At 75.3% G+C, this 24,378-nt stretch carries 3 protein-coding genes and 2 pseudogenes; all 5 read left to right on the forward strand.

Annotation, left to right across the window (positions count from 1 at the left end; all coding sequences use genetic code 11):
* The first annotated feature begins 44 nt into the window (after window positions 1–44).
* Entirely contained in the window at window positions 45–12,539 is a 12,495-nt protein-coding gene (locus ACIQMX_RS27440; RefSeq protein ID WP_402481954.1) for an SDR family NAD(P)-dependent oxidoreductase, read from the forward strand.
* A gap of 378 nt (window positions 12,540–12,917) precedes the next feature.
* Window positions 12,918–19,391 (forward strand): annotated as a pseudogene (locus tag ACIQMX_RS27445) (SDR family NAD(P)-dependent oxidoreductase); the annotation flags it as partial.
* Window positions 19,388–20,137, forward strand: a pseudogene (locus ACIQMX_RS27450) (thioesterase II family protein); the annotation flags it as partial. The pseudogenes ACIQMX_RS27445 and ACIQMX_RS27450, both read left to right, overlap by 4 nt.
* A 42-nt stretch (window positions 20,138–20,179) precedes the next feature.
* Entirely contained in the window at window positions 20,180–21,451 is a 1,272-nt protein-coding gene (locus ACIQMX_RS27455; RefSeq protein ID WP_402482391.1) for an alpha-hydroxy-acid oxidizing protein, read from the forward strand.
* Window positions 21,448–24,291, forward strand: coding sequence for an amino acid adenylation domain-containing protein (locus ACIQMX_RS27460; RefSeq protein WP_402481957.1), 2,844 nt, complete (start codon window positions 21,448–21,450; stop codon window positions 24,289–24,291). Before ACIQMX_RS27455 ends, ACIQMX_RS27460 begins: the two co-directional genes overlap by 4 nt.
* The last annotated feature ends 87 nt before the right edge of the window (window positions 24,292–24,378 follow it).

Genomic DNA, 24,378 nt, shown 5'->3' on the forward strand with positions numbered 1-24,378 from the left:
TAGTGCCGTCCACGGCACGCCCACGACCTGGAGCGAGAACTGACGTGTCTGCCGACGACCACAAGCGCACCGAGACCGGGTCCACCGGAAAGCCCCTGACCACCGCCGCGTCGCCGGGGGCGGAGAGGCCGCGGTCCGCGTCCGGGGCACAGCCCTTCGGTACGGGCGCCGTGCCGCTGGTCCTCTCCGGGGCGACACCGGCCGCCGTACGGTCCCAGGCCTCGCTGCTCCAGCGGCATCTGGAGGACGGCCGTCCGTCCGTCGGCGACCTCGGGCTCTCCCTCGCGCTGCGGCCCGCGCTCGACCACCGGACGGTCGTCCTGGCCGAGGACGCCACAGAACTCACGGGCGAGCTGAGAGCCCTGGCCGAGGGCCGCGGTTCCGCCGGGCGGGTCTCCGGAACCGCCGGGCCGAGCGGGCGGACCGTGTTCGTCTTCCCCGGGCAGGGCTCCCAGTGGGTGGGCATGGCCGCCGGGCTCCTCGACAGCTCCGAGGTGTACCGCGCGTCCGTCGAAGCGTCGGCCCTGGCCCTCGCCCCGTACATCGACTGGTCGCTCGAGGACGTGCTGCGCGGGACGCCGGGCGCCGCGTCCCTGGACCGCGACGACGTCGTGCAGCCCGCGCTGTTCGCCGCGAGCGTCGCGCTCGCCGACCTGTGGGCCTCGTTCGGAATACGCCCCACGGCCGTCGTCGGGCACAGCAACGGTGAGATCGCCGCGGCCGTCGTCGCCGGGGCACTGTCGCTGGCCGACGCGGCCCGTGTGGTCGCCCGGTGGAGCCGGCTCCAGGCGAGCATCGCCGGGCAGGGCGGGATGCTCTCCGTGTCGGCGTCCGTGGACGAGCTGGAGACCGTGCTCGCAGCGTGGGGCGACCGAGTGGCCGTGGCGGCGGTCAACGGGCCCCGCTCGGTCGTCCTGTCCGGCGACCGCGAGGCTGTTGACCGGCTGCTCGTCGCGTTCGCGGACGAGGGAGTCCAGGCCAAGCGCATTCCCGTGGACGTGGCAGCCCACTCCCCGTACATGGACGTCCTGCGGGAGGAACTGCTCGACGTCCTCGCGCCCCTGCGGCCACGCGCGGCGACGGTGCCCTTCCACTCCACCGTGACCGGCGGACGGATCGACACCCCCTCCCTGGACGCCGGCTACTGGTTCGGCAACCTGCGCGGAACCGTCCGTCTCGACGCGACGATCCGTACGCTCGCCGACCACGACGCCTTCGTCGAGATCAGCCCTCATCCCGTCCTCACCATGTCGCTCCAGCAGACGCTGGACGACATGGAGTCCGCCGCGATCGTGGTGGAGACGCTGCGCCGGGGACAGGAGGGGAAGCGGCGATTTCTGACCTCACTGGCACGGCTGCACGTCCACGGGGCCGAGGTGGACTGGCGCCCGGCCTTCGGGCCCGGCGCCCGGGCCGTCGAGCTTCCGGCGGACACGGAGCCGCAAGCGGCAGCAGAGGCGCAGCCGGCCGAGGACAGCGGGCCCGGCCAGGAGGAGACCGTGAGCCGGTTCCTCGAACTGCTGCGCGCCGAGACGGCCCTCGTCATGGGGCTCGGTCCCGACGACCTGCCCGATGACGCCACGGCGTTCCGGGACGTCGGACTCGACTCGGTGACGGCGGTGGAACTCCGCAACCGGCTGGTCGACGCCACCGGTCTGCGGCTTCCCGTCACCCTGCTCTTCGACCACCCCACGCCGGAGCGGCTCGCCGCCTACCTCGCCGCCGTCACGGCCGGCACCCGGACGGTCACCGCGACGGCCGCGGTGCGCCAGGACGCCGACCCGGAGGACCCGGTGGTCGTCGTCTCCATGGCGTGCCGCTTCCCCGGCGGGGTCACCACGCCGGAGGACCTCTGGGACCTTGTGACCGGCGAGAAGGACGTGATCTCCGGCTTCCCCGTCAACCGGGGCTGGGCGCTGGACGCCCTCTTCGACCAGGACCCCGGGAGGGCGGGCCGCTCGTACACCCGCGAGGGCGGTTTCCTCCACGACGCGGACCTCTTCGACGCCGAGTTCTTCGGGATCAGCCCGCGCGAGGCCGTCGGCATGGACCCCCAGCAGCGCCTGGTCCTGGAGACGGTGTGGGAGGCCCTGGAACGTGCCGGGATGGACCCCGCCGCGCTGCGCGGCAGCGGGACGGGGGTCTACCTCGGGGCGCTCGCCCAGGACTACGGCCCACGGCTGCACGAGGCGGACGACAGGGCCGGCGGGTACCTCCTCACCGGCAACTTCACCAGCGTGCTCTCCGGCCGGGTCGCGTACACCTTCGGACTTGAGGGCCCCGCCGTCACCGTGGACACGGCCTGCTCCTCGTCGCTGGTCGCCCTCCACCTCGCCGCCCAGGCGGTGCGCAGCGGCGAGTGCCGGCTCGCGGTCGCCGGCGGCGTGACGGTGATGTCCAGCCCGGGCATGTTCGTGGAGTTCAGCCGTCAGCGCGGACTCGCGCCGGACGGCCGCTGCAAGGCGTTCGCCGGCGAGGCGGACGGCACCGGCTGGGCGGAGGGTGCCGGGGTCCTCCTCCTGGAGCGGCTGTCCGACGCCCGCCGCGAGGGCCACGAGGTCCTGGCCGTGGTCCGCGGCACGGCGATCAACCAGGACGGTGCCAGCAACGGGCTCGCCGCGCCCAGCGGGCCCGCCCAGGAACGGGTGATCCGCGCCGCCCTGGCCGCCGGCGGCCTGAGCGCGGGCGACGTCGACGCCGTCGAGGCGCACGGCACGGGCACCAGGCTCGGCGACCCCATCGAGGCGCAGGCCATCCTCGCGGCCTACGGACAGGACCGCGGCGGCGCGGGACCGCTCCATCTGGGTTCGCTGAAGTCCAACATCGGTCATGCGCAGGCTGCGGCCGGGGTCGGCGGCGTGATCAAGATGGTCCTCGCGATGCGGCACGGTGTCCTGCCGCGCAGTCTGCACATCGACAGCCCCACCGAGCACGTCGACTGGACCGCGGGTGACGTCCGGCTGCTCACCGAGACGGTTCCGTGGCCCGAGTCCGACCGCCCGCGACGCGCCGGCGTGTCGTCCTTCGGAATCAGCGGCACCAACGCCCACGTCGTCCTGGAACAGGCCCCCGGGCCGGCCCCCGAGGAGACTCCCGGGAGCCTCCCGGCTGCGCCTGCCGTGTCCGTGACCGCGCCACTGCCCGGGTACTGGCTGCTCTCCGGCCGGACCGAGGAGGCCCTGCACGCCCAGGCCGACCGGCTCGGCGCATTCCTCGACGCCCGCCCGGAGACCGGCGACACCCGTACGCGGACCGGCGGCATGCGCCCGGACACCGAACTGCGGGACATCGGCCTGACGCTGGCCGAAGCGCCGGCCAGGTTCTCCCACGCGGCCGCCGTCGTCGCCGGGGACCGCGAGGGCTTCCTGCGCGGCCTCGCGGCGCTGGCCGGCGGCGAACCCTCCGCCGACGTGGTCCGCGGGCCCGCTCCGTCCGCCCGCGGCGCGAGGGGGGCGAGGGCCCGCACCGCCTTCCTCTTCACCGGCCAGGGAAGCCAGCGGGTCGGGATGGGCCGCGAACTGTACGAGACGCACCCGGTGTTCGCCTCCGCCTACGACGACGTGTGCGCCCAGTTCGACCGGCATCTGCCCGCCCCCCTCAAGGACGTGGTCTTCGCCACGGGCGAGGACGACGCGGACGCACCCGGCCCGCGACTGGACCGGACCCAGTACACCCAGCCGGCCCTCTTCGCTCTGGAAGTGGCCCTGTTCCGGCTGCTGGAGCACTACGGGATCCTCCCGGACCGCGTCCTCGGCCACTCCGTCGGAGGGATCGCGGCCGCCCACGCCGCCGGTGTTCTCGGCCTGGCGGACGCCTGCACCCTGGTGGCGAACCGGGCCCGGCTGATGCAGTCCGCACCCGACGGCGGAGCCATGACGGCCATCGGGGCGACGGAGGAGGAGATCCGCACCTCGCTCGCCGGGTACGAGGGCCGCCTCGACATCGCGGCCGTGAACGGTCCCGCCTCCGTGGTCGTCACCGGCGACCGGGACGCCGCCGCCGAACTCGCGGACGCCTGGCGGAAGAAGGGCCGTCGCACCAGCCCGCTCAAGGTGAGCCACGCCTTCCACTCCCCGCACATGGAACCGGTCCTGGAGGAGTTCCGCGAGGTGGCCGCCGGGCTGACCTACCACGCCCCGCGCATCCCCGTGGTCTCCGACCTCACCGGCGCCGTCGCCACCGCCGAGGAACTGGCTGACCCCGGCTACTGGGTCCGCCATCTGCGGCACACCGTCCGCTTCGCCGACGGGGTGCGCACCCTCCAGGAGGAGGGCGTCCAGGCATGGGCGGAGCTGGGGCCCGCCCCCGTGCTCGCCGCCATGGCCGCCACCTGCCTGGGCGAGGAGGCGGGCCGGCCGGTGGCGCTGCTGCGCCCCGACCGGCCGGAGACCCACACCGTCGCCGTGGCCCTCGCGCATCTCGCCCTGCACGGCGTACGACCGGACACCGCACGGCTGTTTCCGGGCGCCCGGCGGACGGTACTGCCCACGTACGCGTTCCAGCGCCGCCGCTTCTGGCTCGACGCCGCCGCCGCGACGGGGGACGCCGCCGCGCTCGGCGTCACACCGGCGGGCCACCCGCTGCTCGGCGGCGTGACCGGCCTCGCCGACGGCGACGGTCTGCTGCTGACCGGCCGTCTCCAGCCCCGCACCCACCCCTGGCTGGCCCAGCACGTCATCGGGGGCACGGTGCTGCTGCCGGGCGCCGCGGTCGTCGAACTCGCGATGGCCGCCGGGGACCGGGCCGGCTGCGACCGTCTGCGTGAACTCGTCCTGGAGGAGCCGCTGGTCGTCCCGGAGGAGGGTGTCCGGCTGCAGATCTCGGTCGGTGCGGCCGACGCCACCGGCGAGCGGCACATCACGATGCACACCGGCCGCGACGCCGGCGCCGGGCCGTGGGGCGAGGGGGAGTGGACCCGGCACGCCACCGGCGTGCTCACCGCGGCCGGACCCGTCACCGGCGCGGCCGAAGACCACTGCCTGCCGCCGGAGGGCGCGGTGCGGCTCGCCCACGATCACCTCTACGAAGGCCTCGCGGAGGCCGGCTACGCCTACGGGCCCGCCTTCCGAGGACTCGAAGCCGCCTGGGAGGACGGCGGCGACCTCTACGCGGAGGTCGTGCTGCCGGAGGAACTGCACGCCGAGGCCGCCGACTACGGCATCCACCCCGTCCTCCTCGACGCCGCCCTGCACCCGCTGCTGCTCGCCGCGCCGCCCGATTCGGGAGTGCTGCGGCTCCCGTTCTCGTTCGACGGCGTCACCCTGCACTCCACCGGTGCCACCCGGCTCCGGGTGCGGCTGACCGGCGCGGGGAGCGGCACCTGCGTCCTGACCGCGACCGACCCGGCCGGCGCGCCGGTGCTGACCGTCGACGCCCTCACCCTGCGGCCCGTCGAGGCCGGCCGGATCGCAGGCCGGGGAGCCTCCGGCCAGGAGGGTCCGCACCACGTCGTCTGGCAGCCCGCCCCGCCGGGCGACGCCACCCCCGGCCTGCGGTGGGCTCTCCTCGGCGACGCCACCCCGGACACGGACGCCCTCGACCCCATGGCCTTCACCGATCCTGCCGCGCTGGACGCCGCGCTGGCCTCCGGTACCGCCGCCCCCGACATCCTCGTCCTCTCGCCCTCCGGGGCGCGGGGGCAGCACGACGAGCCGGCCCTCGTGCGCACTGCCGTCCGGACGACGCTCGCCGTCGTCCGGCACCTCCTCGCGGACCCGCGCCTTGCTGCGACGCGGCTCCTGCTCCTCACCCGGGGAGCCGTGGCCGCCGTCCCGGGCGACGACGTTCATGACCTGCCGGCCGCTGCGGCCCGAGGCCTGGTCCGTACGGCCGCGAGCGAGCACCCGGGCCGCTTCGCACTCCTCGACGTCGACGCCGCAGACCCCGCCGACGTGCGGTCCGCCGCTGCGGCGGCCAGTGGCGCCGGACTCGAATGCGCCCTGCGGCAAGGCCGGTTGCGGGTGCCGCGGCTGCGCCGTGACACCGGGCGGAGCCGCCCGGCCGTGGGCGGGGACCCGGCGGTTCTCGACCCCGAGGGCACCGTCCTGATCACCGGCGGAACCGGTGGTCTCGGCAGTCTGATCGCGCGTCACCTGGTGGTCCGGCACGGAGTCCGCCACCTCCTGCTGACCAGCCGCAGAGGTGATGCCGCACCCGGCTCGGACGCGTTGACCGCCGAACTGGAAGGGCTGGGCGCGCACGTCGCCGTCGTCGCCTGCGACGTCGCCGACCGCGAACGCCTCGCCGCGGTCCTCGACGGCATCCCGCCGGAACACCCGCTGTCGGCCGTCGTCCACACGGCCGGTGTGCTGGCCGATGCCACACTGGAGAACCTCACGCCCGACGACGCGGGCCGGGTGCTCCGGGCCAAGGCGGACGGGGCGTGGCATCTCCACGAGCTGACCCGGCATCTGGACCTCGGCGCCTTCGTGCTCTTCTCCTCCGTCGCCGGCCTGCTCGGGAGCGCCGGCCAGGGTGCCTACGCCGCCGCCAACGCGTTCCTCGACGCCCTGGCGCAGCACCGCCGCGGGCAGGGACTGCCGGCGACCTCGCTGGCGTGGGGGATGTGGGAGCCCACCGAGGGCGGGATGGCCGGGGAACTGGCCGGCGCCGACCTCGCTCGCTGGGCACGCTCCGGCATGCGGCCGCTGACCGCCGAACGCGGAACGCTGCTGTTCGACGCCTCGCTCGCCCTGGGCGAGCCCCTGCTCGTCCCCGTGGAACTCGACCTCGCCGCACTGCGCGACTCCGGTGCGACGCCCCATCCGCTGCTGCGCGGGCTCGTCCCCGCGCCCCCTCGCCGGGCAGCCGCGGCGGACGGCGCCGCCACGTGGGCCGAGCGGACGGCGGTACTGGCCCCGGCCGACCGCCGAAGGGCCGTCCTCGAACTCGTCGGAGGTACCGTCGCCGCTGTACTCGGCCTCGAGTCCGCCGCGGCGGTCGATCCGGCCGCGGCGTTCCGGGAGCTGGGCCTCGACTCGCTGTCCGGCCTGGAGCTGCGGAGCCGTGTCGCGTCGGCGACCGGTGTCACCCTCTCGTCCACCGTCGTCTTCGACCACCCCACCCCCACGGCTCTCACCGACCATCTGCTGGAGCGCCTCGGCACGGCGTCCGCCGCGTCGGCACCCCGGGCGGCGGTCCGCACCGCGGCCCCCCAGGACGACCCGGTCGTGATCGTCGGGATGGCCTGCCGCTACCCCGGCGACGTGCGCACACCGCAGGACCTGTGGAGGCTCGTCGACGAGGGCACGGACGCCATCGGCCCGTTCCCGGAGAACCGTGGCTGGGACGTCGAGGGCCTGTACGACCCGGACCCGGACCGCGCCGGGAAGTCGTACACCCGCCATGGCGGCTTCCTGTACGACGCCGACCGCTTCGACGCCGAGTTCTTCGGGATCAGCCCCCGCGAGGCGGCGGGCATGGACCCGCAGCAGCGGCTCCTCCTGGAGACCGGCTGGGAGGCCGTGGAGAGCGCGGGCATCGCACCCACGGCGCTGCACGGCAGCCGTACCGGCGTCTTCTGCGGTGTGATGTACAGCGACTACACCTCCCGGCTGCACACCAAGCCGGAGAGCGTCGAGGCCTACGGCTTCATAGGCAACTCACCGAGCGTGGTGTCCGGACGGGTCTCCTACACCCTCGGTCTCAAGGGCCCCGCCATCACGGTGGACACGGCCTGCTCCTCGTCGCTGGTCGCCCTGCACCTCGCCGCGCAGGCCCTGCGCAGCGGCGAGTGCGAGCTGGCTCTCGCCGGCGGGGTCACGGTGATGGCCGCGCCGACCACGTTCGTCGAGTTCAGCCGTCAGCGCGGGCTCGCGCCCGACGGCCGGTGCAAGGCGTTCGCGGACACCGCGGACGGTACCGCCTGGAGCGAGGGCGCCGGCGTGCTCCTGCTCGAACGACTTTCCGATGCCCGCCGCAACGGTCACGAGGTGCTGGCCGTGGTCCGTGCCTCCGCCGTCAACCAGGACGGCGCGAGCAACGGACTCACGGCCCCCAACGGCCCCTCACAGGAACGGGTCATCCGGGACGCCCTCGACAGCGCGGGACTGGCACCCGCCGGGGTCGACGCGGTCGAGGCGCACGGCACGGGCACCCGGCTCGGCGACCCCATCGAGGCCCAGGCCCTGCTGGCGACCTACGGCCAGGACCGTGCGCCGGACACGCCCCTCTACCTGGGCTCCCTGAAGTCCAACATCGGCCACGCGCAGGCCGCCGCGGGCGTGGGCGGCATCATCAAGATGGTCATGGCGATACGTCAGGGAGTGCTGCCCCGCACCTTGCACCTCGGCGAGCCGACCTCGCACGTCGACTGGGAGGCCGGAGCGGTCAGTCTGCTCACCGAGGCCCGTCCCTGGCCCGAGCACGCGCACCCCCGCAGGGCCGGTGTCTCCTCGTTCGGCGTCAGCGGAACCAACGCCCATGTGATCATCGAGCAGGCGCCCGCGGGCACCGGGGCCGCCCCGCGCACCGAGGAGCCGGCCGGGTTGCTGCCATGGGTCGTCTCGGCCCGGGGCGCCGACGCGCTGCGCGCCCAGGCCGCACAGCTGCGGCCGCTCGCCGTGCAGGCACCGGGCGGCACGGAACTCACCGCCGCCCACCGGGACACCGGCTACTCCCTGGCGGTGTCGCGGTCCGCGCTCGCCGACCGGGCCGTCGTCCTCGCCTCCGACGAGGCGGAACTCCTCGCGGGCCTGGACGCCCTGCGGGCCGGCCGCACGGCGGGCAACGTGGTCACGGGCACGGCCGACCGCCGCGCCCGGACCGCCTTCCTCTTCACCGGCCAGGGCAGCCAGCGTCCCGGCATGGGACGCGAACTCCACGCCCGCTTCCCCGTGTTCGCCGAGGCCTTCGACGCGGTCTGTGACCGCATGGCGGCCGTCGCCGGCATTCCCCTCAAGGAACTGGTCTTCGCCGACGAGGGCACGGACGAGGCCCGGCGGCTGGACGAGACCGGCTGCACCCAGCCCGCGCTCTTCGCCCTGGAGGTCGCGCTGTTCCGGCTGCTGGAGCACGCGGGGGTGACGCCCGACCAGCTTCTCGGGCACTCGGTCGGCGAACTGGCCGCAGCGCATGTCGCGGGCGCCCTGGACCTGTCGGACGCCTGCGCTCTGGTGGCCGCGCGAGGACGCCTCATGCAGAGTGCGCCGCAAGGCGGTGCCATGGCCGCCGTGGAGGCCACCGAGGCCGAGATACGTGAGGCGCTGGCCGCCTACGCCGGACGCGCGGACCTGGCGGCGGTGAACGGGTTCACCTCGGTCGTCGTCACCGGGGACGAGGACGCGGTCACGGAACTGGCCGACGCCTGGCGGGCGAAGGGCCGTCGGACGTCCCGCCTGCGGGTGTCCCACGCCTTCCACTCGCCGCACATGGACGCCGTACTCGCCGAGTTCCGCGAGGTCGCGGCGGGTGTCACCTTCTCGCCGCCGCGGATCCCCGTGGTCTCCAACGTCACCGGGCGCGCGCTGACATGGGAGGAGCTGTCCGATCCCGACCACTGGGTGCGCCAGCTGCGGGGCACGGTCCGCTTCCTCGACGGGCTCCGCCACCTCGCCGACGACGGCGTCACCCTGTGCCTCGAACTCGGCCCGGACGCCGTGCTCACCGCCCTGGTCAAGGGTGCCGCCGCTGCCGAGGAGGACTTCGGGATCACCGTCGCGGCCCCGCTCCTGCGCCGTGGCCACGACGAGGTCCGCACCCTCGCCGCGGCTCTCGCCGAGGCGTACACCGCAGGCGCGGACGTCGTCTGGAGCGGCTTCTTCCCCGGCGGGCGGACCGTTGCCCTGCCGACCTACCCCTACCAGCGCAGGCGCTACTGGCTGAGCGCTCCCGCCCCGGCCGCCGTACCCGCCCGCGGGGGCGGCCACCCCCTTCTCGACACCTCGGTCGATCTGGCCGGCGGGCAGGGCCTGCTCCTCGGCGGACGGCTGGACCCGGCGACCCGGCCCTGGCTCGCCGACCACGCGGTGGCCGGCTCGGTACGGCTGCCGGGCGCCGCGCTCGCCGAGCTGGCCCTGTACGCGGGCGGCAGGGCCGGCACGCCGCACGTCGGCGAACTGGTCCTGGAACAGCCCCTGTCGCTCACCGGCCCCGTCGACGTCCAGCTGCTGGTGTCCGGGCCGGACCCGGACGGCAGCCGGGCCCTGACCGTCCATTCCCGCCCCGGCGCGGCGGCGGGCGGCGAGTGGACCAGGAACGCCACCGGGCTGCTGCTGCCCCGGGGGCCCGGCGCGGACGCCGATGCGGGCGTCCTGCCGCCCCCGGACGCGGCGTCCGTCCCTCTGGAGGGCCTCTACAGCCGGCTGGCGGACCGCGGCTACACCTACGGCCCCGCCTTCCGCGGGCTGCGGGCACTGTGGCGCCACGACGACGACCTGTACGGCGAGGTGGAGCTTCCCGCGGACGTCGCCGAGGACGGCCATCCGCTGCACCCGGCCGCGCTCGACGCCGCCCTGCACTGCCTGCTCGGCGCGGCCGGTGACGACGGCCGTCTGCTCGTCCCGTTCGCCTGGACCGGTCTGACCCTGCACTCGGCCCGTGGCCGGACCCTCCGGGTACGCCTGCGCCGGGAGGAAGGCGACACCTGGTCCCTGCTCGTCACCGACGGCACCGGAGCCCCCGTCCTCACCACCGCCGGTCTCGCCCTGCGCGAACTGCCGCCGGAACCCGCCGTGCCGGCCGGCACCGCAGCCCTGTTCCATCTCGACTGGGCGGAGCACGAGGCCGCCGGCACACCCCCCGCGGGCGCGTGGACCCTCGTCGGTTCCGGTTCCGGCACCGACGCCCTGTGTGACGCCGTGCGCGTCACGGGCGTGCCGGTGCGCACGGCCGCAGGGTTCGACGACCTGGTCCGCGCGATCGACGGCGGTGCCCCGGTCCCCTCCGTCGTCGTGTCCCTCGCATCCGGCGGAGCCGCAGCACCCGGCACGCTCGCCGCACCCGGCGGGGCCGGGGACGACGGGCCCGCCCGGGCGGACACACCGGACCCGCACACGGTCCTGGACCTCGCCCGGCGCTGGCTCTCGGACACCAGGTTCGCGGGGTCCCGGCTGGTCGTCGTCACCCGCGACGCCGTCTCCACCGGGGCCACCGGCATCCCGGACCCCGGACAGGCCGCCGTCTGGGGCCTGATCAGGTCCGCCCAGTCCGAGCACCCCGGCCGTTTCGTGCTGGTGGACACCGACGGCCGGCCCGAGTCCGTGCGCGGAGCCGTGCGGGCGGCGGAGTCCGGTGAACCCCAGGTGGCCGTCCGGGCCGGCCGGGCCCTCACTCCGGTGCTGCGCCCGCACCGGGCCGGCCCGGACATTCCCGCGCCGTTCGACGAGGACAGCCACGTGCTGATCACCGGAGGCCTCGGCACCCTGGGCCGCCTCATGGCCCGGCACCTGGCGGACCGTTACGGCGTGCGGCGGCTGATCCTGACCGGCCGGCGCGGCATGCGGACGCCGGGCGCCGGGGAAACCGTGGCCGCGCTGGAGCGCCTCGGCGTCAGGGTGACGGTCGCCGCCTGCGACGCGGCCGACCGCGCCGCGCTGGCCGCCGTACTCGACGCCCACCCGCCGACCGCCGTGGTGCACGCGGCCGGGGTACTCGACGACACCGTCGTCCAGAGCCTCACCCACGAGCGGCTGGCGGCCGTCCTGCGGCCGAAGGCCGACGCCGCCCGCCATCTCCACGAGCTGACCCGGCACCTGGGACTCAGCGCGTTCGTCCTGTTCTCCTCGTTCGCCGGCATGCTCGGGACCGCCGGACAGGGCAACTACGCCGCGGCCAACGCCTTCCTCGACGCGCTCGCCGTGCGGCGCCGAGCGGCGGGTCTGCCCGCACTCTCCCTGGCCTGGGGACTGTGGGCGGGCGAGGGCGAGATGACGGACAGCCTCGGCGGGACGGACCGCCTGCGCCTGGCCCGCGCGGGCGTGGGCAGCCTGACCGCCGAGGAGGGCCTGGCGCTGTTCGACGAGGCGCTGAGGCGGGACGTGCCGGTCCTGGTCCCCGCGCGCCTCGAACCCGGCACGCTGGACGCCCGGTCGGCGCCCCGGATCCTGCGGGAACTCGCCCCGGCCGCCCCGCCGCGTACGCCGAACGTGGCGGAGCCCGGCGAGGACCGGCCGGCCGCGCTGCGCGAGCGGCTGGCCCGCGCCCCGCACAACGAACGCCACCACATCGTCCTGGAGTCCGTGCGGGCCGAGGTCGCCGCCGTCCTCGGCCTGGGCGCGGACGACCGGGTCTCCGCCGACCGCCGGTTCCAGGACATGGGGTTCGACTCCCTCACCTCCCTCGAGCTGAGGAACCGGCTGAGCGCCGCCACCGGGGCGTCGCTGCCCCCGACCGTCGTCTTCGACCACCCCAGCCCCGGAGCGCTCGCCGAACGTCTGGCGGCCGGGCTGACACAGCCGCCGCAGGGGGACGGCCGGGTCCCACCGGACCCGGGCGGCACCCCGCAGGAATCCGCGGGTCACGACGACACCGCGCTCGACGCCATGACCCCGGACGAACTGGTCCGCCTGGCACTGGGCGACGCCGGTCCGGACACCCCCTAGTGCCGTGGCAGGAAACGTTCGCCCCGCCGCGACGCCCGGCACGCACTCTCGCCGCACCGGCCGGAAGCCCGAGTACGCCCCGTACGAGGACCTCCGGCCGGCACGCGGAGAGCAGGAACCGGACGCCGCTCCTCTACGGGCAAACGCTGCCCGCCGCGGCACTGGAGAGGGGGCCCGGCAGATGCCTGCGGTGTCGCGGCGCCCGGAACGCATGCCCGCGGAGTTGCCGAGAACGCCCGCGGCACATGGGCGCGAGGCCGCTCCGGCGCCCGGCCCAGGCTCTTCGCGACCGCCCGCACCGCACGCAGCACCTTCGCCCGCACTCATTCGGCAGACACCCCTAGCCGCGAACTACGGAGAGACACGATGACGGCCACATCCCCTGATCAAGTCGTCGACGCGCTGCGGGCGGCGTTGAAGGAGAACGAGCGGCTACGGACGGCGGACGCCCGCCGGGCCGGACGCGAGAACGGACCGATCGCCATCGTCGGCATGGCCTGCCGCTACCCGGGCGGCGTCGCCTCTCCGGACGACCTGTGGCGGCTGGTCGCCGACGAGGTGGACGCGGTCGGGCCATTCCCCGCCGACCGCGGCTGGGATCTGTCCGCCCTCCACGACCCGGACCCGGACGTCCCGGGCACCTCCTACGTCGACCAGGGCGGCTTCGTCCGGGACGCCACGCGTTTCGACGCCGAGTTCTTCGGCGTGTCGCCCCGTGAGGCCCACGCGATGGACCCGCAGCACCGACTGCTGCTGGAGACCGCCTGGGAGGCGTTCGAGGACGCGGGCGTCGCCCCGGCGGCGGTGCGCGGAAGCCGCACGGGTGTGTTCGTCGGCACCATGTACGACGACTACGGCTCCCGGCTGTCCCCCGCACCGCCGGAGTTCGAGGGTTACCTCGGACTGGGCAGCGCCGGCAGCGTCGCCTCCGGGCGCATCGCCTACACGTTCGGCCTGCGGGGCCCGGCCCTCACCGTGGACACGGCCTGCTCCTCGTCGCTGGTCGCCCTGCACCTCGCCTGCGCCTCGCTGCGCCGCGAGGAGTGCACGCTGGCCCTGGCCGGGGGAGCCACCGTGATGGCGACGCCCATGCCGTTCGTGGAGTTCAGCCGTCAGCGCGGCCTGGCCCGCGACGGTCGGTGCAAGTCGTTCGCCGCGTCCGCCGACGGCACGGGGTGGGCGGAGGGAGCGGGGCTCCTCCTTCTGGAGCGGCTGGAGGACGCCGTCCGCCTCGGCCACCCCGTGCTCGCCGTCGTGCGTGGCTCCGCCGTCAACCAGAACGGCGACAGCAACGGGCTGACGGCCCCCAGCGGCCCGGCGCAGGAACTGGTCGTCCGTCAGGCGCTCGCCGCCGCCCAAGTGGCCGCCGACGAGGTCGACACCGTCGAGGCGCACGGCACCGGTACCTCGCTCGGCGACCCGATCGAGGCACGGGCACTGCTGGCCACCTACGGTGCGTCCCGCCCGGCGGACCGGCCGCTGTACCTGGGATCGCTCAAGTCGAACATCGGTCATTCGCAGAGTGCCGCGGGTGTCGGCGGCGTCATCAAGATGGTCATGGCGATGCGCCACGGCATCCTGCCGAGGACGCTGCACGCGGACGAGCCGACCCCCCACGTCGACTGGTCGGCGGGATCGCTGGATCTGCTGACCGAGGCACGGCCCTGGGCCCGCCACGGGCGTCCGCGCCGGGCAGCCGTCTCCTCCTTCGGCATCAGCGGTGCCAACGCCCACGTGGTTCTGGAGGAGGCGCCCGCGACGCCGCCCGCCCCGCCCGCCGCCGCGGCGCCGCGGTTGCCCGCCGTGCCGGTGGTGCTGTCCGCGCACAGCGGGACCGCGCTCAGGGCCCAGGCAGCCCGGCTGCTCGGCCGGATCACCGAACAGCCGGCCCGGCTGCTCGACCTCGGCTTCTCGCTGGCGACCACCCGGGGTCACCTCGAACACCGCGCGGTCCTCCTCCCCGACGACGGCGACGGGCTGATCGCCGGCCTGCGCGCACTGTCGGCCGGTGCGGACGACGCCCCCGCTGTACGGGGCAGGGCGGCCGAGGGACGGACCGCGTTCCTCTTCGCCGGCCAGGGCGCCCAGCGGCTCGGCATGGGCCGCGAACTCCACCGGGCCTTCCCGGCGTTCGCCGAGGCGTTCGATTCCGTCTGTGCCGAGCTCGACAGCCGTCTGCCGCGCCCGCTGCGCGAGGTGCTGTTCGCCGCGGAGGAATCCGCAAAGGCCGCGCTGCTGGACCGCACCGAGTACACGCAGCCGGCCCTCTTCGCCTTCGAGGTCGCGCTGTTCCGGCTCCTGGCCTCGTGGGGGGTGCGGCCCGACGCGGTCCTCGGGCACTCGGTCGGCGCCGTGGCCGCCGTCCACGCCGCGGGTGTGCTCTCCCTGCCCGACGCCGCGGACCTGGTGGTCGCCCGCGGCAGGATCATGCAGCAACTTCCCCCCGGAGGAGCCATGGTGGCTCTCCGGGCCGGCGAGGAACGTGCCGCCGAGCTGATCCGGGGCCGTACGGACCGGGTCGCGGTCGCCGCCGTCAACGGTCCCGCGTCCACCGTGCTCTCGGGAGACCGCGCCGAACTGGTTGACGTCGTGGCCGCATTCGAAACGGACGGCGGGAAGGCCACCTGGCTGCCCGTCAGCCACGCGTTCCACTCCCCCCTGATGGATCCCGCGCTCGACGAACTGCGCACCGTGGTGAAGGGACTGACCTTCCACGAGCCCGAGCTGACCGTCGTCTCGGACCTGACCGGCCGGCCGGCCGGGCCCGGCACACTTGCCGATCCCGAGTACTGGATCCGCCACGCGTCCAGCCCGGTCCGCTTCCGGGACGGTGTGCACGCGCTGGCCGATCTCGACTGCACCCGCTTCCTCGAAGTGGGGCCCGCCGGCGACCTCACCGCCATGGCGGACGACTGCCTCGCCGAGGACACCGCCGGCGGCCGGCGGCACACGCTCGTCCCGGCGTTGCGGCGCCGCCGGCCCGAGACGACCGCCGTCCTGGACGCACTGGCCCGGCTGCACGTCTGCGGCACCGTCGTCGACTGGGAAGCCGTGTTCGCCGGCCGGGGAGCGGCCCGGACCGCCCTGCCCACCTACGCCTTCCAGCGCGACGTCCACTGGATCGAACGCCCGCCGCGGACCGGGGACGTGCGGGCGGCAGGGCTCACCGGCCTCGACCACGCCGTGCTCACCGCCGTCGCGGACGTACCGGAGACCGCGGCCACCCTGCTCACCGGGCTGCTCGGCCTCACCACGCACCCATGGCTGGCCGATCACCAGGTGGCGGGCCAGGTCCTCGTCCCCGGCACCGCGCTGCTCGACCTCGCCGTGCGCGCGGGCCGGGAGACCGGCTGCGACCGCGTGGAGGAACTCGTTCTGGCCTCGCCGCTCGTCGTCCCCGAGGACGCCGACATCCAGCTTCGGGTCCTCGTCGGCGGCCCCGGGGACGCCGGCGCCCGGGAGATCACCGTCCACGCCCGCCGGGCGGACGCCGGCGCCACGGAGGACTGGACCTGCCACGCCCGGGGCACGGTCTCCCCGGGCGGCCCCGACGACGACGCCGAAGCCACCGCCGAATGGCCCCCGCCCGGCGCCGAGCCCGTCACCCTCGACAGCCTCTACGCCGGGCTGTCCGCGGACGGGCTGCACTACGGGCCCCGTTTCCGCGGCGCCGAAGCCGTGTGGCGGCGCGGAAAGGAGATCTACGCCGAGGTCGCGCTGCCGACGGCGAACGCCGCGGCCGGTGGCGTCCACACCCTGGACCCGGCCCTCCTCGACGCAGCCCTCCACCCGATCGCGCTCGGGGGCCTCCTCGAAGGCACCGGCGCCCAGCTGCCGTACGCGTGGTCCGGCGTACGGGTGCACACAGCGGCCGAACGGGTGCGGGTCCGCCTGACCCCCGTGGGGCCCAACGCGGTCTCCCTCCTCGTCACCGGCACCGACGGCAGCCCCGTCGCGACGGTCGCCTCGCTCGCCCTACGCCCCCTTCCCGCCGGAGCGGGCCGGGACGAGGAGCGCGACGGCCTCCTGCTCCCGTCCTGGACGGCCCTGGCCGAACCGCTCGCCGCGCCGGTGACCGGGCGCTGGGCACTGATCGGGGACGAGCGGGACGTGCCGGCCGGCGCTGACGTCCGTGTCCACCGCGACCAGGACGGCCTCGCCGCAGCCCTCGCCGCCGGGGGCCCGGTGCCCGACGTCCTCCTGCTGCCGTGCCGGGCACCCGGTGCCGGGACGGAGGCGGAGGGCGTACGCGCGGTGCTGCGTCAGGTCCTCGACGCAGCACGGTTCCTGCTCTCCCACGAACGCCTGTCCGGCACCCGACTCGTGGTGCTCACGCGCCAGGCCGTCACCGTGCTCGGGGAGCGGCCCGCGGACCGGTCCGCGCACCGCGCCGCCTGGGGCCTGATGGGTGCGGCGCAGGCCGAACAGCCCGGACGCTTCGTCCTCCTCGACGAGGACGGGACGGACGCCTCCCGGGCGGCCCTCGCCACCGTCCTCGCCGGAGCCCTGCGCACCGGCGAGGCCCAGCTGGCTCTTCGCGGCGGCACCGCCCACCGTCCCGGCCTCACCCCGGCCGCCCCCACCGCGACGCTGAAGCCGCCGGCCGGGGAGCCGGACTGGCGGCTCGACTACGTGGCCAAGGAGTCGTTCGCCAACCTCACGATGGAGCCCTGGCCGCAGGCGGGCGAGCCGCTGGCGCCCGGCCGCATCCGGGTCCGGATGCGCGCCGCCGGGCTGAACTTCCGCGACGTCCTGCTCGCGCTCGGGGTCATCCCGCCCTCGGTCGACCCCGACGCCGCAGGCAGCGGTCAGGGCGGCGAGGGCGCGGGCGTGGTCGTGGAGGTCGGGCCCGGCGTCACGGACCTCAGCCCCGGCGACCGGGTGCTCGGCCTGTTCTCGGGCATCGGCCCCACCACGGTGACCGACCGGCGCCTGGTCTGCCCGATCCCCGAGGGCTGGTCGTACCGTCAGGCGGCCGCGGTCCCCGTCACCTACCTGACCGCCTACTACGGACTGGTGGACCTCGCCGGACTGCGTGCCGGTGAGTCGGTCCTGGTGCACGCGGGCGCCGGCGGCGTCGGCACAGCCGCCCTCCAGATCGCCCGCCACCTGGGCGCCGAGGCGTACACCACGGCGAGCCCCGGGAAGTGGGACGCCCTGCGGGGCACCGGCCTGGCGGACGACCGTATCGCCTCGTCCCGCACGCTCGGGTTCGAGCAGCTGTTCCTGAAGCGGACCGGGGGCAAGGGCGTCGACGTCGTGCTCAACTCCCTGTCCGGGGAGTTCGCCGACGCCTCCCTGCGCCTGCTGCCGCGCGGCGGACGCTTCCTCGAGATGGGAAAGACCGACCGCCGCGACCGCGATGCCGTGGCCCGGGAACACCCCGGTGTCGACTACCTCGCCTACGACGTCCGAGATCCCGGACCTGACCGCATCCAGGCCATGCTGCTCACCCTGCTCGGCCTGTTCGAGCGGGGTGAGCTCCGGCCGCCGCCCGTGGCGGCATGGGACGTCCGCAGCGCACCCGACGCCTTCCGCCACCTGGCGGAAGCCCGGCACATCGGCAAGGTGGTCCTGGAGCTCCCGTCGCCGGACGAGCTCTGGGACACCACCCGGGCCGTGCTGATCACCGGCGGCCTCGGCTGGCTCGGCCTGCTGACCTCACGTCACCTGGCAACCGCGCACGGCGTACGCCGGCTGGTGCTCATGGGCCGCGGCACACCCTCCGAGGACGCCGCGCGGGAGATCGCCGCCCTCCGGGAACTCGGCGCGGACGTCCGCACGGTCTCCTGCGACGCCGCCGACCGGGCCGCCCTGTCCGCGGCCCTGGAGACCCTGGCCGACGACGGCGTCCGCATCGGCGGGGTGGTGCATGCGGCAGGCGTCCTCGACGACGGCGTACTGACCGCGCTCACGCCGGAGAAGCTCGACCGGGCTCTGCGGCCCAAGGTCGACGCGGCGGTGAACCTGCACGAACTGACCGCCGGTCTGGACCTGTCCGCGTTCGTTTCGTACTCCTCCCTGGCCGGAACCCTGGGATCGGCGGGCCAGGGCGGATACGCCGCCGGCAACGCGTTCCTCGACGGCCTGATGGAACGCCGGCGCGCCGCCGGACGGCCCGGTGTCTCCGTGGTCTGGGGCCTGTGGGACACCACGGGCGGCATGGGGAGCGGCCTCGACGCGACCGGAGTGGCCCGCATGGCCCGGCTCGGCGTACGCCCCCTGCCGGCCGGCACGGGACTGGACCTGCTGGACGCGGCGGTCCGCCGCGACCGCCCGGTGGCCGTGGCCGTACGGTGGGACGCCGAGGGCCTTGCCGAGCAGAGCCGCAACGGGGCCCTGCCCCCGCTGCTGGAGACGCTGGTACCCGTCGCGACGCGCTCCGGGACCGGCAGGACCTCCGAAAGCCCCGCCCCCGAGGCGCCGCACACGGGCGACGCGCTGATGGACCTGGTGCTGCACGAGGTTGCCGGCGTACTCGGCCACGCCTCGGACAGCGCCGTCGCCCCGGACAGCGTCTTCGACCAGATCGGCTTCGACTCGCTGACCGCCGTGGAACTGCGCAACCGCCTCGCGACCGCGACAGGGGTACGGCTGCCCGCCACGTTCGTCTTCGACTGGCCGACGCCGGACGACCTCGTCGCCCACCTCCGGGAGCTCATGCCGCCCGCCGGCGGACCCGGCACGCACGATGCGGCGGCCCCGTCCGTCCTCGAGGAGGTCGCCAGACTCGAGTCCGCGCTCGGGGAGAGCACCCTCACGCACACCGAGCAAGCCGCAGTGGGCGACCGCCTGCGCCGCCTGCTCGATCAGCTGGCCATCACCACCGAGGACGGGAGCCCGTTGTCATGACCCAGAACTCAGCCGGCGCCACGGCCGGCGGGGCACTGCGCACCGCCTCCCCGGCCGGTGCGTCACTGCGGGACGACCGCTGGACACGGGCGTTCCACACCCGGCGCGACAGCTCCGCGCGGCTCGTCTGCTTCCCGCACGCGGGCGGCGCGGCGAACACCTTCGCCCCGCTGTCCGCCGCCCTGCCCGAACACGTCCAACTGCTCGCCGTGCAGTACCCCGGAAGGCAGGACCGCCGGGGCGAACCGTGCGCCGCGGACATAGCGGCCCTCGCCGAGGGAGTGGCCGGGGCACTGGAGCCGGACGACGGGCGGCCCCTGTACCTCCTCGGCCACAGCATGGGGGCCCTCGTCGCCTTCGAGACCGCACGCCTGCTGGAGGAACACGGAGCGGTGGCGAGGCTGTTCGTATCGGCGGCCCGGCCGCCGGCCCAGGACTGGGAGGAGCCGGACCTCGACGGTCTGGGCGACGACGAGCTCGTCTCCGGGCTCCGCAGGCTCGGCGGCGTCCCCGAGGCCCTGCTGCGCGACCCCGACAGCCTCGACGAGGTACTGCGGGTGCTGCGGGCCGATCACCGCCCGCTGCGCCGCTACCGATGCGCCCGGGACACGGCCCTGCGGACACCCGTCACGGTGCTCCTGGCAGCCGGAGACCCGAAGAACACCCTGGCCCAGATGGGGGAGTGGGACCGGCACACCAGCAGCGCCTACGACGTCGAGACCATCGACGGCGGCCACTTCGCCCTGACGGAGCACGCCGCGACGACCGCCGCTCTGCTGCTGCGCCGGATGACCACCTCCGGCCGGGCGGAGGCCGGGACCTCCGAGAAGCCGACCGCCCCCGCCGACCTGGTCCGCGAGATCTACCTGGCCGGGCCCGCGGCCGCCGCGGAACGTCCCTCCACCGACCTGACCGCGCTCGACGCCGCAGCCCGCGACGTCCTCGCCCCGAACGCCTACGGCTACGTCGCGGGAAACGCGGGCACCGGCACGACGGCCCGCGCCAACCGGGCGGCGTTCGACCGCTGGAGCCTCCTGCCCAGGATGCTGCGCGGCGTCACCTCGCGCGACCTGTCGGTGTCCCTGTTCGGACAGCGCCTGGCGGCCCCGGTGCTCCTCGCGCCGGTGGCCGCGCAGACCGTGATGCATCCCGAAGGAGAACTCGCGGCCGTCCGCGGCGCCGCCCGCGCGGAGGTGTCGTTCGTCCTTTCCGGCTTCTCGTGCCACAGCATGGAGGAGGTCGCCGGCGCGGCAGGCCCGGGGCCGCGCTGGTTCCAGCTGTACTGGCCCTCGGACCTCGAGCTGGCCGAGTCGCTCGTGCGCAGGGCCGAGGCGAGCGGCTACTCCGCCCTGGTGCTCACCGTCGACAACCCCGCCTTCGGCTACCGTCCGGCCGACCTCGACCACGGCTACCTGCCCTTCGTCCAGGGCGCGGGTCTCGCCAACTTCACCGCGGATCCGGTGTTCCGGGCCGCGCTGCCCGAGAACTCCGGCCCCGCGGACGTCGTCCGCCACTGGGCGGCCATCTCCGCCAACCCGGGCCTCACCTGGGACCGGCTGCCCTGGCTGCGGCGGCTGACCCGGCTTCCCATCCTGGTCAAGGGCATCCTGCACCCGGACGACGCGCGCCTGGCCCTCGACCGCGGCGCGGACGGCATCGTGGTGTCCAACCACGGAGGGCGCCAGCTCGACGGCAGCGTCGCGGCGCTGGACGCCCTGCCGGCGGTGCGCGCCGCCGTGGGGGACCGCGTTCCGGTGCTGATGGACTCCGGAGTACGCACCGGAAGCGACGTGGTCAAGGCCCTAGCCCTCGGTGCCGACGCCGTCCTCTACGGCAGGCCCTACCAGTACGGCCTGGCACTCGACGGGGAGCGGGGCGTCCACCACGTCCTGCGGTGCCTGCTGGCCGAACTGGACCTGGCACTCACCCTCAGCGGCTGCGGTGCCGTCCGCGACATCGCCGCGGACCTGCTCACCCCTGCGGGGCGTTCCCTGGGGCCCTTCCCGGCGCGGACGGGAGGGGCGCCCGGCGCCTCCTGCGGCGAACCTGACGCGCGATGACGAACCAGGCTCAGGAGGAGACGGCACGTATGAACCCGCGGTCCTCGGCGCAGCCCCGCCCCCGGTCCGCCGCAACGCCGGCGGCCCGCAGACAGGTGCTGGCGTGGCGCCTGACCGGACGCCTCCGCACGGACGACCTGCGGACGGCCTTCGGCGATGTCGTGGCGCACCACACCCTGCCGGCCCGGGACGGCAGGGTTCCGGACCCGGTGGACGCCGCGGTTCAGGTCCTGGACGTGACGCCCGGCGAAGTGCCCACGGCCGTACGGGACTTCGCCGCCGTCGGTGCCGGCGCCCGGGGCGGCCCGCCCGCCCGCGCCGCGGTCCTGCGCACCGGGCCCGACAGGCACGTGCTGCTGCTGGGACTCCACCCTTCCGTAGCCGGCGGACCGTACGCGACCCGGTTGGTACGGGATCTGGCCACCGCCCTGGCCGCCCGCCGGTCGGGCGGGGCGCCCCGATGGGACGGGGCGCGGGGCGCCGGCCAGGAGCCGGCTGTCGCCGAGCCGGTGGTCCCCGAGGTCCTCGCCGACGAGGCGGCCCACTGGCGGGCCGAACTCGCCGGAGTGCCCGCGCCGTTGCCGCTGCCCGTCGACCGGGCACGCACGGCGGCCGGCGGCCGCCGCCGGGGTGTCGTGCCGCTGGAGCCGGACGCCGCGCTGTACGAGGATGTCCGCGGGCTGGCGGCGGACCGCGGCACGAGCGTGACGACGGTGCTCCAGGCGGCGCTCGCCGCCCTCCTGCACCAGCTCGGCAGCGGGAGCGACGTGCCGATCGGCACCCGTTCGGCGGACGGCGCCGGGACCTGGGTGCTGCGGGCCGATCTGTCCGGCAGCCCCGCCTTCACCCAGCTGCTGGACAGGGTGCGCGAACGTACTCTGACCGCGGCGAAGCACGCCCAGGTGCCGTTCGCGATCCTCGCCGAGGCGCTCCTGCCCGAACTGCCGCCCGCCCATCACCCCCTCTTCCAGGTGATGCTGGACACCGGCCCGGGCCGGCCGCGATGGCCCGGCGACGGCCACCTGCCGGGGCTGACCGTCACCGAGGAACGCTTCGTGGCGGAGCCGGCGGCATCGTGCGATCTCGTCCTGAGGTTCTCCGCGGACGCACCCGCCGGCACCGCCCCCGAGCCGGGAGAGATCGAGTACGACGCGGCTCTGTTCGACTCCACCACCGTGGCTGCCCTGGCCCGCCGCTTCCTCGCGGTCCTCGGGCAGGCAACCAGGAACCCCGGCATCCCCGTGGACCGCCTTGACGTCCTGGAACCGGCCGAGCACCGGCGGCTCCTCGTCGAACTGCTCGACACCGCGGCTCCCAGACCGGCCGTGTCGGTGCCCGAACTCGTGGCACGGCAGGCCCGCCGGACCCCGGACGCGGTCGCCGTGGTCTGCGATGACGCACAGCTGACCTATCGCCGGCTCTGCTCCCGGGCCGACCGGCTGGCCCGCCGCCTGGTGCGCGCCGGTGCCACGCCGGAATCGGTCGTCGCACTCGCGCTGCCGCGCTCCGCCGACCTGGTCGTCGCCCTGCTCGCCGTCATGCGAGCGGGCGCCGCGTACCTGCCCATCGACCCCCGTTACCCCGCCGAGCGGCTCCGCCACCTCCTGGACGACGCCGGCCCCGGCCTGCTCCTCACCGACACGGCGACGGCGACGGAACTGCCCGCGCACACCGTGCCCGTGTTCCTGCTGGACGAGCCGGAGGCGCCGGATCCGGGGGACGGCACGGAGCTGCCCGCCCCGCCGCAGCCGGACCGGCTCGCCTACGTGATGTACACCTCCGGGTCGACCGGCACCCCCAAGGGCGTCGCCCTGACCCACGCGAACATAGTCAACGGTGTGTGCGGGCTGGCGGAGGTCGCGGGCTCCGGGCCCGGTACCAGGATGCTCGCCGGGACTTCGGTCAACTTCGACGTCTCGGTCTTCGAGGTGTTCACGGCCCTGAGCACCGGTGCCACGGTCGAGGTGGTGCGCGACGTGCTCGTGATCGCGGAACGCGGGGGCTGGAGCGGCGGCGTGCTGCACACCGTCCCCTCGGTGTTCGCCGAGCTGCTCGGCCAGGTGAGCGGCAGGCTGCACGCCGACACCCTCATGTTCGCGGGGGAGCGGCTGCCGCCCGAGCTCGTGCGCCAGGTACGCGAGGCCGTCCCCGGAGCGGCGATCGTCAACGCCTACGGCCAGACGGAGAGTTTCTACGCCACGACCTGTACCGTCCCGGACGGCTGGGAGGGCGCGGGGGTGCCGATCGGTCGTCCGATCGGCAACATGCGCGCCTATGTGCTCGGTCCCGGGCTCGTCCCGGTCCCGCCGGGGACGACGGGGGAGCTGTACGTCGCGGGCTCGGTGGCCCGGGGCTATGCGGGCCGGCCCGGCGCGACCGCGGAGCGGTTCGTCGCCGATCCCTTCGGCGCGCCCGGGGCGCGTATGTACCGCACGGGTGACATGGCCCGGTGGAACGCCGAGTGGCAGCTGGAGCATCTCGGCCGCCGAGACGGCCAGATGAAGCTGAGAGGATTCCGGATCGAGCCCGCGGAGATCGAGGCCGCGCTCACCGGCCACCCCGGTGTCGCGCATGCCGCTGTCGCCCTGCGGCCCGATCCGGCGTCCGGCGGCAGCCGGCTCGTCGCGTACATCGTCCCGGCCGCCCCCGCCGACGGCGGCCCGGCAACCGCGCCGACGCCGCGCACCCTGCGCCGCCACGTGGCCGACCGGCTGCCCGGTTACATGATCCCGGGGGCATTCGTGACCCTGGACCGTCTGCCGCTGGCACCCAACGGCAAGCTCGATCATGCGAGTCTGCCCGATCCGCCGCGCCGGACGGCCCCTCCCGCACGCCCCTGACCGGGCCCGCCCGGAGCACGCGTGAGGGAGCCGGTGTCCTGCGGACACCGGCTCCCTCACGCGTCGTGGGGTGTGCGGTCACGTCGT

The sequence above is a fragment of the Streptomyces sp. NPDC091416 genome, assembly GCF_044756845.1.
Lineage (GTDB): Bacteria > Actinomycetota > Actinomycetes > Streptomycetales > Streptomycetaceae > Streptomyces.

Bases quoted from the DNA above. Each gene is read 5' to 3' on its own strand.
- ACIQMX_RS27455 (WP_402482391.1), top strand. From the start codon at position 20,180: ATGACCACCTCCGGCCGGGCGGAGGCCGGGACCTCCGAGAAGCCGACC.
- ACIQMX_RS27460 (WP_402481957.1), top strand. From the start codon at position 21,448: ATGACGAACCAGGCTCAGGAGGAGACGGCACGTATGAACCCGCGGTCC.